This window comes from Ideonella azotifigens (assembly GCF_021043325.1).
In the GTDB taxonomy this organism is placed as follows: domain Bacteria; phylum Pseudomonadota; class Gammaproteobacteria; order Burkholderiales; family Burkholderiaceae_C; genus Ideonella; species Ideonella azotifigens.
The window spans coordinates 1-12299 of the sequence record NZ_JAJNKD010000007.1; the positions used below are offsets into that span (position 1 = coordinate 1).

Annotated in this window: 8 protein-coding genes; 2 read left to right on the plus strand and 6 right to left on the minus strand. The window is 66.3% G+C overall.

What is annotated here, in order from left to right:
- On the plus strand, positions 1–984 hold a 984-nt coding region (locus LRH25_RS15890), incomplete at its 5' end, for a branched-chain amino acid ABC transporter substrate-binding protein (protein WP_231011614.1).
- A 351-nt stretch (positions 985–1335) separates the two neighbouring features.
- The gene (locus tag LRH25_RS15895; RefSeq protein ID WP_141284969.1) at positions 1336–3522 is read left to right on the plus strand and encodes a prolyl oligopeptidase family serine peptidase; all 2187 of its coding nucleotides are present in this window, start codon (positions 1336–1338) and stop codon (positions 3520–3522) included.
- Between the two features lie 8 nt (positions 3523–3530).
- On the opposite strand, the gene LRH25_RS15900 is transcribed toward LRH25_RS15895, so the two are convergent.
- From LRH25_RS15900 to LRH25_RS15925, 6 genes are all read right to left on the minus strand, one after another.
- A complete protein-coding gene (locus tag LRH25_RS15900) occupies positions 3531–6218 on the minus strand; it encodes a PAS domain-containing protein (protein ID WP_141284967.1) in 2688 nt (895 codons plus the stop codon).
- A gap of 151 nt (positions 6219–6369) precedes the next feature.
- A complete protein-coding gene (locus LRH25_RS15905) occupies positions 6370–6573 on the minus strand; it encodes a hypothetical protein (protein WP_141284965.1) in 204 nt (67 codons plus the stop codon).
- A gap of 16 nt (positions 6574–6589) precedes the next feature.
- Entirely contained in the window at positions 6590–6790 is a 201-nt protein-coding gene (locus tag LRH25_RS15910) for a hypothetical protein (protein ID WP_141284963.1), read from the minus strand.
- Positions 6791–6992: 202 nt separating this feature from the next.
- Positions 6993–7256, minus strand: a complete 264-nt coding sequence (gene infA, locus LRH25_RS15915; RefSeq protein ID WP_141284961.1) for a translation initiation factor IF-1 — start codon at positions 7254–7256, stop codon at positions 6993–6995.
- Positions 7257–7575: 319 nt separating this feature from the next.
- The gene (locus LRH25_RS15920) at positions 7576–8622 is read right to left on the minus strand and encodes a tyrosine-type recombinase/integrase (RefSeq protein WP_141284959.1); all 1047 of its coding nucleotides are present in this window, start codon (positions 8620–8622) and stop codon (positions 7576–7578) included.
- A 170-nt stretch (positions 8623–8792) separates the two neighbouring features.
- Complete coding sequence (locus LRH25_RS15925; RefSeq protein ID WP_141284957.1) at positions 8793–12245, minus strand: response regulator; 3453 nt, start codon at positions 12243–12245, stop codon at positions 8793–8795.
- Positions 12246–12299 lie beyond the last annotated feature (54 nt).

Here is a 12299-nt window from a genome sequence, read left to right on the forward strand (position 1 = left end):
ATCGACGAGTTGAACGCCAAGGGCGTGAAGATCGGCGGCAAGACGGCCAAGTTCGAACTGCTGGCCGAAGACGACGCAGGCGACCCCAAGCAAGGCACCGCCGCGGCGCAAAAGCTGGTCGACTCCAAGGTCAACGGCGTGATCGGCCACCTGAACTCGGGCACCACCATCCCCGCCTCCAAGGTCTACTCCGACGCCGGCATCCCGCAGATCTCCCCGTCTGCCACCAACCCCAAGTACACCCGCCAAGGCTTCAAGACCGCCTTCCGCGTGGTGGCTGACGACGTGCACCTGGGCGGCACGCTGGGCAAGTACGCCGTCACCTCGCTCAAGGGCAAGACGATTGCCGTGATCGACGACCGCACCGCTTACGGCCAAGGCGTGGCCGACGAATTCGAAAAAGGTGTCAAGGGCGCGGGCGGCAAGATCGCCAAGCGCGAATTCACCAACGACAAGGCCACCGACTTCACCGCCATCCTGACCAGCATCAAGGCCACCAAGCCTGACGTCGTGTTCTACGGCGGCATGGACGCTGTGGCCGGCCCGATGATCCGCCAGATGAAGCAGCTCGGCATCACCGCCAAGTTCATGGGCGGCGACGGCATCTGCTCGGGCGAACTGCCCAAGCTGGCCGCAGGTGCGATGGCCGACGGCCAGGTCGTGTGCGCGGAAGCCGGCGGCGTCGAAGGCTCGCAGAAGGTCGGCATGGAGAAGTTCAAGGTCGACTTCAAGAAGAAGTTCGGCGCGGACGTGCAGATCTACGCCCCGTACGTCTATGACGCGACGATGGTGATGGTCGACGCGATGGTCAAGGCCGGCTCGGCGGAACCGGCGAAGTACCTGCCGGTGCTGGCCAAGACCAGCGGCTACAAGGGCGTGACCGGCACCATCGCCTTCGACGAGAAGGGCGACATCAAGAACGGCGCCCTGACGCTGTACACCTACAAGGGCGACGCCCGCGAGCAGATCGCCGTCATCCACTGAGATGGCGAGGCTGGCGCTGCGCCAGCCTTTGATCCGGTTTCTCTTTCGTGAGTGCGGCCTGGCCGCCAGGCGAGCGGACTGACCTGCTCGGCTGGCCTGCCGGGTCCCGAAACCCGGGGCGGCGTCTTGCAGGGACGTGGGGCGCTGCCAACAGGGGTCGTTGCGACATGCAGCAGGCGCTGAACCGCCGCTGCATGTCGTTTTTTTTGGCCAGCACGCTGGCTTCGTGTAGCACAGACTGCGCTTAGGTTCTAGGGGCAGGGATTCCGCAGGCGCGCGAGGGGTCTTCGCAACACGGCACCGTAACATCGCCGCTTTGTTTTTGGCGCACTCGCGCCACGGAGCCCGTGCATGTCGATCCATGTTTCACGGCGGCGCCAGTTGATCCTGGCCGCCAGCTTGTTCTCCCTGGGCCTGGCCGCGGAGGCGGTCACCCCGCCAGCAGCCCCCAGCCAGGCGGTCACCGAGACGCTGCACGGCGTGGACGTCGCGGATCCGTACCGCAACCTGGAGAACCTGAAGTCGCCCGAGACGCAGGCCTGGCTGAAGGCGCAAGGCGCTTACGCTGCCGAGCAGCTGGCGGCGATTCCTGTCCGCGATGAGATCCAGCAGCGCATCGAGATGCTGGCCCAGGCCACCGGGGACCTGGTGCGCGGCGTTGTCCGCATGCCGGGAGAGCGCTACTACTACCTCAAGCGCAAGGCCGGCGAGAACCAGTTGAAGCTGGTGCTGCGCACAGGGCTGGGTGGCGTCGAGAAGGTGCTGGTGGACCCGGAAGCGCTGACCAAGGCGGCCGGCGGCGTGCCGCATGCGATCAACTACTTCGTGCCGTCCTGGGACGGGCGCTACCTGGCCTACGGCATCTCGGCCGGCGGCTCGGAAGACGCTTCGCTGTACGTGATGGACTTGCGCAGCGGCAAGCCGGTCGGCGCGCCGGTGCCGCGGGTGCACGAGTCCGCCGTGCACTGGTTGCCCGACAGCAAGGCGTTGACCTACAACCAGATCCGCGAGTTGCCGGCCGGCGCGCCCGACACCGAAGCCTACATGGACAGCACGGTGTTCCTGCTGAAGGTGGGCGACATGGCCAGCGCCGCGCGGCCCTTGTTCGGTCCGCTGGTCAACCCGGAGTTGAAGCTGGACCGCCTGGACGTGGGCAATGTCTTCTTCAGCCCCGGCAGCGCCTACATGGTGGCGCGCACGACCGACACCACGGTGCCCGAGGGCAAGGTCTTCATCGCGCCGGTGGCCTCGCTGAAAGCCAAGACCGTGTCGTGGCAACGGGTCTCCGGTTTTGACGACAAGATCACCGACGTGCAGCTGCGCGGCAAGCAGCTGTTCCTGCGCACCTACGAAGGCGCGCCGCGTGGCCGCGTGCTGGCGCTGGACCTGGCCAAGCCGGTGCTGGCGAACGCCCGCACCGTGGTGCCCGAGCCGGCCACCGGCGTGCTGGAAGCGTTCGCGCTGGGCCGGGACGCGATCTATACCGAAGAGCGCCAGGGCTTCACGCTGCGGACGCTGCGTCATGCTGGCGGCAAGACCAGCGACATGGCCCCGGGCCTGGCTGGATCGACCTTCCTGGGTGGCGACCCCGCGCATGCTTACTCGGACATGCTGCTGACCACCAGCAGCTGGACCGAGCCCGCGACCATCCTGCTGGCCGACGGCCACGGCAAGGTGCGCAACACCGGGCTGCGCGATTCGCAGAAGCCGGCCGGCGTGCCCGAGCTGGTGGTGACCGAGGTGATGGTGCCCAGCCATGACGGCGTGAAGGTGCCGCTGGCCATCCTGCACCGCAAGGGCCTGATGCTGAACGGCAGCAATCCGACACTGCTGGTGGGCTATGCCGCCTACGGTTTTTCGATCGAGGCGACCTACGATCCGCGTGCCTACGCGTGGTTCGAGCGCGGTGGCGTGCTGGCCTTCGTGAATGCCAGAGGCAGCGGTGCCTTCGGCGACGCCTGGTACCGCGCGGGCTTCAAGGCCACCAAGGCCAACACCTGGAAGGACGGCGTGGCGGCTGCGCGCTACCTGATCAACCAGGGCTATGCGTCGAACAAGACGCTGGGCGTCTGGGGCACCAGCGCCGGCGGCATCTTCGTCGGCCGTTCGGTGACCAGTGCGCCGGACCTGTTCGCGGCGGCGATCTTCGACGTTGGCATCATGGACGCGGTCCGGGCCGAGGAGTCGGCCAACGGCGTGACCAACATCTCCGAGTTCGGCTCGGCCAAGAACCCTGCCGAGTTCCCGGCGCTGCTGGAGATGAGCACCTACCACCAGGTCAAGGATGGCACCGCCTACCCGGCGGTGATGTTCATCCACGGCTTGAACGACCCGCGTGTGGACGTGTGGCACAGCGCCAAGACCGCTGCGCGCCTGCAGGCCGCGACCAGCAGCGGCAAGCCCATCCTGCTGCGCCTGGACGGCCAGGCAGGCCATGGTGTGGGCAGCACGGCCGCGCAGGGCTACAGCAAGCAGGCCGACATCTACAGCTTCCTGCTGTGGCAGTTCGGCATGGCGGGCAACAAGCCTGCGAACTGATGGGCCGATCAGGCCACGGCGGCCAGGCCCAGCCAGCGCAGCAGCGTCTCGTAAAGCTGGTGCGCCTGCACCGGCTTGGCGACGTGGTCGTCCATGCCGGCGGCCAGGCAGGCGGCGCGGTCTTCGGCGAATGCACCGGCCGTCATCGCGACGATGGGCCAGTGCGCACGGCCTGGCAGCTGGCGGATCTGGCGCGTGGCTTCCAGCCCGTCCAGCCTGGGCATCTGCACGTCCATCAGCACCAGCGCGTAGTCCTGTTCGGCGGCCCGCTGCACCGCCTCGACACCGTCGCAGGCGTTGTCGACGACAAGGCCGGCAGCGCTCAGCAACTCGGTTGCGACCAGGCGGTTGACCGGGTTGTCTTCAGCCAGCAGCACGCGGGTGCCGCTGAAGCGCTGGCGCAGCTGCTTGTCCGGGGTGTCCGCGGCTGTGTCGGCGGACACGGGTGGCGTGGGCGGCTGGCCCTGCAGGCTGCTCAGCAGCGCCTCGGTGGCGGCGGCCACTTCGGCTGATTGTGCAGGGTCTTCGTCGGCTGCGATGTCGCGGGCCAGCGCCAGGCGGCCGTTGGCCTTAGGCACGCTGGCCTGCAGTTGTGCAGTGAACCAGAAGCGGCTGCCCACGCCGAGTTCGCTGTCCACGCCCGCTTCGCCCCCCATCAGCTCGGCCAGCCGGCGGGTGATGGCCAGGCCCAGGCCGGTGCCGCCATAGCGGCGGGTGGTCGAGGCGTCGGCCTGCTCGAAGGCCTGGAACAGGTTGGCCAGCTTGTCCTGCGCGATGCCGATGCCGGTGTCGCAGACTTCGAAGCAGGCCAGCAAGGGCGGGTTGTGGCCGTGGCCGGCCTGGTTCGCAGCTTCCGCGGCAAGGTCGGGTGGCAGCGGCAGGCTGCTGCAGCGCAGCGTGATGCTGCCGTGCTCGGTGAACTTGCTGGCGTTGTTGAGCAGGTTCAGCACGGCTTGCGACAGCCGTGTCGGATCGCCGCGCAAGCCATCGGGCAGGCCTTCGACTTCCAGCTTCAGCGCAATGCCCTTGGCACGCACGTGTTCGGCCACCAGCGTGCTCATGCGCTCCAGCATCGCGCTGAGCGAGAAGTCTGTTTCCTCCAGCACCAGCTTGCCGGCTTCGATCTTGGACAGGTCCAGGATGTCGCTGATGACGGCCAGCAGGTGCTGAGCGGCATGGTTGACCTGGTCCAGCCGCAGCAGCAGCGCAGGGTCTCGCTGGTCCTGGCGCATCAGGTAGGTCATGCCGATGATGGCGTTCATCGGCGTGCGGATTTCGTGGCTCATGTTGGCCAGGAAAGCGCTCTTGGCCTGGCTTGCGGCTTCGGCGCGGTCGCGGGCCTGCTGCAGTTCGCGGTTGAGCTGCTGCAGCTGGCGTTCGGTGCGCTTGAGCTGGGTCACATCATGGAAGGCGACAAAGACGCCGCGGACTTCGCCGGCGTGAAGGTCCGGTGTGAAGGTGGTCCAGGTCTGGGTGATTTGGCCGTCCACGCCCACCAGTGGACGTTCGATCTGGCGAGCCTCGCCTTGCAGCGCAGCTTGCAGGCAGGGGTCGGTTTCCCCGGCGATCTGCTCGCCCAGCAAGTCGTCGGCATGCCGGCCGATGAGTTGGGCCGGCGTGCTCTGCATCCACTGCGCGTAGGCCTTGTTGGCAAAGCGGCAGCGCGACTCGCGGTCCCAGTAGCTGACGGCACCCGGCATGTTGTCGGTCATGGTCTGCAGGAACTGGTTGCTTTCCTGCCGCGCGTGCACTGCGCGCTCCAGTGCCACGCTGCGCTCGGTCACCAATTGCTCCAGGTGGTGGCGCTGCTGGTCCTGCGCCTGGGCCAGGCGCTTGCGCTCGGTGATGTCCCGGCAGGTGCAGAGCACGAGCGCACGGGCGCCGGTATGCGTCGGGCTGGCGCTGATCTCGACGTCCAGCAGGCTGCCGTCGGCCCGCCGCCAGCGGGTTTCCAGCAGCGGGTGGCTGGGCTGTTTGTTCGCCAGCGCCGCCAGGGCCTGTTCGCGGGTCCACTCCACGTCCCAGTCCCACAGGTGGAGTTGGGCGACCTCTTCGCGCGAGCGCCGCAGCATGCGGGCAAAGCTTTCGTTGGCCTGGAACACGCCACCTTCTGGCGTCAAGACGACCACACCGTCCTGCGTCTGCTCCAGCAACGCGTGTCGCAGTTCGGCTTCCTGCTCGGCCAGGTGCTGCAACTGACGCTTTTCGGTCAGGTCGCGCAGCACGCCGAACAGGCCGATTAGGCGACCTTGCGCGTCATGCAACGGACCTTTGGTGACGCTGAAAAAGCGGTTGTCCGGCCAGTTTCGCTCGAAGTCGATGTTGCGCTGTTCGCGCAGGACCTGCGCGTCCTGAGCCGCGAGTTCGGCCGCACGCTCAGGGCCGTAGAGTTCCAGGTCGTTGCGACCGATCACGTCTTCCGGCTTGCGCGCAAAGCTGCGCCCGGCACCAGGATTGAACAACAGGTAGCGGCCGTTCAGGTCCTTGGCGAAGATCAGGTCAGAGGAGCCTTGGGCGATGGCGGCAACCAGCGCGGTTTCGCGCAGTTGCGAGAGCTGCTGGCGGCGGCGCGCGCCGTGGCGGTCCCGCATGGCCCGCCAGCGCCGATGCCGCCATGCCCACAGCACGACCAGCGTCAGCAAGATGCCAAGCAGGGTGCCGACAATGGCTGCGATGGCGATGGACAGCTCGGTCACAGTGGCATTCGAAGCATGCCCGTGCTGCGCACCGGCCTTTTGCAGGCCAAGCGTCGCTCAAGGGGTGTGCCACGGTAGCACAAGCGGCCTGGTGCCCAAAGCGCAGGTCAGACCTTGAGATCGGCGTCTTTTCCGGGCACCGCAGGCAGGTTCAGGGCTTGTGGCCCAGCAGCCGCGCTGGCAGGTAGAGCAAGGCGCGCAGCAGCGCAAACATGGCGCCGACGACCACGCCCAGCAGGCGCAATGGCAGGCTGAGCAGCCACAGCAAAGGGGCGACCAGCAACAGCGCCAGCGCCACGGGCCAGCACAGCACCCACAACAGGCACCACAGCAAGAAGGCGATCAGCAGCGGCATTGGGCGGGTCTCCCGTTCAGCTGCGCAGGCCACGCGAGGGCTGCAGGCTGCAGCTCTGGGCGACCACCGTGCTGCGCTGGAACTGGGCTTGCGTCAGTTCTTCGTGCTGCCGGTTGGCTTCCGATCCCAGGGCCCAGAGGCTGGCGGTGGTGATGCCCAGCGCCAGGCCGAGGCCGGTAAGGCGGGGAAGGAAGAGCGGGGATTGGGCAAGCGGCATGGCGGGGCTCCGGTTCCAGTGGTCAACGCACACAGCGGGCGTTCAACAGGCTGGACTCTAGGGAGCGTGCGCGCCGCTTGCGACGGACAGGCGACGAACCGTCGCTCGGAAGGCATGAACCGCAGGTGTCAACGACGAACCCGACGGTGGGCTGGGCAGCGCCCTGCCTTGATCAAGCCAACTGCCGCGAGGGGCAGACAGCTCAGCGGCGACGTGGGCTGTTGCCGCCCATCGGAGCACCGGTGCGCTCGATGTGGCGGAAGGTGATGCGCCCCTTGTTCAGGTCGTAAGGCGACAGCTCCAGCGACACGGCATCCCCGGCAAGGATGCGGATGTGATTTTTCTTGACCTTGCCGGCGGTGTAGGCCACCAGCTGGTGGCCGTTTTCCAGCGTCACGCGGAAGCGCGAGTCTGGCAACACTTCATTGACGACGCCACGCATCTCGATCAGTTCTTCTTTGGCCAAAGGGACTCCTGATGACAAAAGGTGTGCTGGCCAAGCCTCGGCTCGAGGGCAGCGGCAACAGCGTCGGCGCACGAGCCGCGAGGGCAGGAAACGCATGGCGCCTTGCAGCGCAACGCGGAAGACCATTCACCGTCGGCCCACCGGCAAAAGCGGCGAGCCGAACGCGGCCCGACGGCGCCAGCGCGGGGTGAACAGGCTTGGTGACCGGGGATATATGGCTCAGGGCCGGTCGGTGACGGGCGGCTGCAGGTGAGGGCAGCGGGCCGCGATGCCTGGAAAACCCAGCGCGCCGGATGGTGTCGCGGGTCGTGCCTCCGCTTCACCATGCGTCGAGCCGGGCATTGTAAGAGTTTTCGAATTCTTCTACCTGGCTTTCCTCACGTTTGGCCAGCAGGCGTTGGTAACGGTCCATCACGTCGGGGTCGGTCACGCCGAGCCGCTTTGACAACTCTGCAGGCGCAACGCCGCGGCGCAACTGCCGCAAGGCATAGGTGTGGCGCAAGCGGTAGGAGCCTCCGTCGACCTGGCCAAGGCCCGCGGCCGTCAGTGCCTTTCGCACGGCTTCGTAGTGCGCCACCTTGCCCCATGGCGCACCCGCCGAACGGGTCGACGGAAAAACCATGCTGCCGGGAAATGAAAACTCGCTGCGCAGCATGAGCCATTCAGCAAGCAGCCGTGCGGGCCAGCCGTTCAACTGCACCGTGTGCGCCGGCGAATTGCCGTTGGCTGGCAATGTCAGTGCGGTGGGGCGCGGTGGCACCGCCGAGTCGGCTGCCGCCTGCTGCACATGTCGCAGTTCCAGCGCCCTGATCTCGCCCGGCGTGAGACCTGCGCCGAGTTGCAGGCCGATCGCCGCGCGGATGCGCATTTCTTTCCAGGTTGCTGAAGATCTGGTGGCGGTCTCCGGCTCGCCGGGCGACAGCCAGCGCAGCAGGGCGGCGGCTTCCTGGGCGCTCAGCGCCTCCGGCAGTCCGTCTTGCTGGCTAGCGTTGGCATATTGGATGTCTGGGCGGCGCGCGAGCAGGTCTGCGCACGCATTGTTTGGAGGCGTGGCCTGCCGCATCGCCTCGAATTGCATCACCCGGTCAATCAGCCTGACCATGCGCCAGGCATGCCTCGGGCTGAGCTCCGAGTCGCGCCCGCGCTCGTCCAGGAATCGCGAAAGCTGCGCCACATTCAGGTCAGCCAAGCGGATGTGCTGCGTTTGCAGCCATGTGGCGAACGATTGCCACATGTGCGTGTAGACCGCCAGCGATGCGGGCTTTGACAGCAGACCTCGACTTTGGACGTGGGCTGTCCAGCGTGCCCAGGTTGCATCAGCGTCTTGGCTTGACGTCTGATCGTCGGAAAGTGGCAGGGAAGGCATGCCCAACTATAAATGAACTAACGGCAGACGGCGCGGCTTGCTTGTAGCCTGAGGTCAGCCTCGGAAAAAGAGATGCCGTTAGTTCATTTTTTAGCCGGGTGCCTTTGCGTGGCCCGGCAGGTATGCCGGCACAGCAGCGTGCAGCAACGCCGTTGATGTGGACACCCATTTCAGCCGCGCATCCACACCCGGATCAGCGACAGCAGCTTGTCCACATCCAGTGGCTTGGCCACGTAGTCGTTGGCGCCAGCTGCCAGGCATTTCTCCTGGTCATCACGCATGGCCTTGGCCGTCAGCGCAATGATGGGCAGCTTCTGCCAGGCCGGGTGCTTGCGGATCTCGCGCATCGCCTCGTAGCCATCCATCTCCGGCATCATGATGTCCATCAGCACCAGGTCGACCGGACCGTCACCATCAGCGGCGCCAGGCAGATCGGCGCTGGCCAAGGCATCCAGCGCTTCACGGCCGTTGCGGGCGATCACCACCTTGGCACCCTTGGGTTCAAGCAAGCCGGACAGGGCAAAGATGTTGCGCGCGTCGTCTTCGACGATCAGGATCTTGCGGCCCTCCAAGGTCGCGTCGCGGTCGCGGGCGGCCTGCAGCATGCGCTGGCTCTCCGGCGGCAGATGAGATTCGACCTGGTGCAGGAACAGGCTGACTTCGTCCAGCAAGCGCTCGGGTGAACGCGCATCCTTGATGATGATGGACTTCGAGAACTTGCGCAGCCGCTGCTCTTCGTCGCGGCTGATCGAACGGCCGGTGTAGACGATTACAGGCGGCGAGGGCTGCTGCGACTGCGTCGCCGCCATGCGCTCCAACAGCTCAAAGCCAGAACCGTCCGGCAGGTTCAGGTCCATCACCATGCAGTCGAACCGCGCCGCCTGCAGCTGGGCGAGCGCCTCGCCGACCGACGCCACATCGGTGATCTGCACCTCGTCTGCGGCCAACAGCTGGCGAATGCTGTCGCGCTGCCGGGCGTCGTCCTCGACCACCAGCACCTGGCGAACACGCTGTGAAAACGTGGCTTCCAGTTGCTGCAGCGCGCTCACCAGCTGTTCTCGCTTGACTGGCTTTAGCGCGTAACCCACCGCGCCCAGCGCAAGCGCTTCATGGCTGTAGTCGGCCACCGAGACCACGTGCACCGGCACGTGCCGGGTCTGCGAGCTTCGCTTGAGTTGGTCCAGTACGCTCAAGCCCGAGCGGTCCGGCAGGTTCATGTCGAGCAAGATCGCGCTCGGCTTGTATTTGCGCGCCAGCGCCAGTCCGTCTGAGGCGGACTGCGCGACCATGCAGGCAAAGCCCATCTCCTGAGCGAGGTCCCGCAAGATCATTGCGAACCGCTCGTCGTCTTCGATCACCAGGATGCGCCGCGCCTGGCCGGACTCGTGGTCGACCGCCATGTCGCTCGGCTCGTCAGCCTGAACCGACACCTGCGGATCCGGCTTGGCTTTCGCGAAGTCCAGGGGTTCGCCTGCCGGCGGCGCCGTCGCCGGCCCGGGCTGGCGCAGGCGTGGCAAGGGTAGGGCAGTGGCCAACCGGGCGGGTGCTTGCAGCGGCAAGGTCAATGTGAACACGCTGCCTTGGCCAGGCGTGCTGCTGACCTCGATGTCGCCACCCAGCAAATGGGCCAGGTCACGCGAAATCGACAAGCCCAGCCCGGTGCCGCCATACTTGCGATGGGTGCTGCCATCTGCCTGGCGGAACGCGTCGAAGATCACGCGCTGTTGCTGCTGGGAAATCCCGATGCCGGTGTCCTGCACCGTGAAGGCCAGTTGCTCGCCCTGCATCCGCAACGCCACTTTCACCTCGCCGCGCTCGGTGAATTTCAGCGCGTTGGACATCAGGTTCTTCAGGATCTGGCGCAGCCGCTGCCCGTCGGTCTCCAGCCACTCAGGCACGTCGGCCTCGATCTTCGCCGTCAAGGCCAGGCCCTTTTCCCTGGCCTGGGGCATCATCATCTTCAGCAAGGAATCGACAGCAGGAGCAAGCGCCACCGGCTCGTTGAAAACCTCGACCTTACCGGCCTCGATCTTGGACAGGTCCAGGATGTCGTTGATCAGTTCCAGCAGGTCATGGCCCGCCGCGGAAATGGTCTGGGCAAACCTGACCTGCTCCTCGGTCAGGTTGCCGCGCTTGTTGTCGGCCAGCAGTTTGGCAAGGATCAGCGAGGAGTTCAGCGGTGTGCGCAGTTCATGGCTCATGTTGGCCAGGAATTCGCTCTTGTACTGATTCGAGCGAGCCAGTTCGGTGGCCTTTTCAGACAGCACCGCTTGCGCCTGTTCAAGCGCGTCGCGCTGCTGCGCCACCGCACGGGATTGCTCGGCCAACTCCGCATTGGTCTGGGACAGCTCTTCCTGCTGCAATTCCAACTGCACCTGCGACGCCTGCAAGACGCGGCCTTGTTCGCTCAGTTCCTCGTTGCTGACGCGCAGCTCCTCTTGCTGGGCCTGCAGTTCCTCGGCCTGGCGCTGGGTTTCTTCCAGCAATTGTTCCAACTGCGTGCGGTCGCGAGACGAACGCAAGGCCATGCCCAGCAGCGCCGAGGCGCGCGCCAGCAGTGCCAGTTCGGTCGGTTGCAAGCGGCGGAAAAATCCCAATTCCAGCACCGCCTGCAGGTCGCCGTCGACCTCGGCCGCCAGCACCACCAACTCCCGCGGGTCGGCTTGCCCGGTGCCCGACGTCACCGGCAAATAGCCGGCCGGCACCTCGCGCACATGGCGCAGGCGCCGGTCCAGGGCAACCTGGCCAACCAAACCGTCACCCGGTCGCCAGGCACTTGCGTGGCCTTCGGCAAGCGGCAGGGCATGGCCGGCCAGGCGGCGAAAGCGCCCATCCGGCTCCGGCGCGTAAATGGCACCGACCTGGGCATTCAGCAACAGGGCCAGGTAGGCCAGGACCTTTTCACTCAGCACCTCCAACCGCAGTTCGCCTTGCAGTTCGGCACCGAGACCGGCCAGGCCATCACGCACCCAGGACTCGCGCTCGCGGGCCCGGAATTCTCGCGACGAACTGACTGCCGCCGCACCGATCAAGGCCAGCAGAAGCCCGGCTCCCACCCAGGTGGCAAGTGACGCAAATTGCTGAGCCTCCCGCCAGCGAAGCTGCCGCTCGGCCAAGGCCTGGCGCTCCGTGGCCTGCATCAACGAAATCGTCTCGCGCAACTGGTCCATCGCCGCCTTGCCGCGCGAAGTGCGCACCAAGGCCAGGGCCTGGTCAGCGTGGCCGGATCGCTTCAGCGCAATCGACTCGGCCAGTTCGTCCAGCTTGTCCGTGGTGATTTGCTGCAGGGTCGCCAGCCCACGCAGATGAACCTCGCTGTCTCCCAGCAAGGGCCCAGCTTCTGCGACGGCTGCGTGAACCCGGGCGCGGGCATCGTTATACGGCGCCAGGTAAGACTCGTCTCCAGTGAGCAGGAATCCGCGCTGACCGGTTTCGGCGTCTTTCAACACCGACAGCACCTCCTGCAGTTGCGTGATGGCTTCGGCCGACCGAGTCAACCGGTCAGCCGTGTAGCGACTTTCCTCCAGCGCCCGAAACGAGACCAGCGTGACCGCGACCAACGCGAACACCGCCGCAACAAAACCCATCAGCGGGCCCGCAGGCAAGAGACGCGTCTTCAGCATGCGCAGACCCGCAGGATCAAGGCAGAACCACGGCAAGCCACGGACATCTCGTTG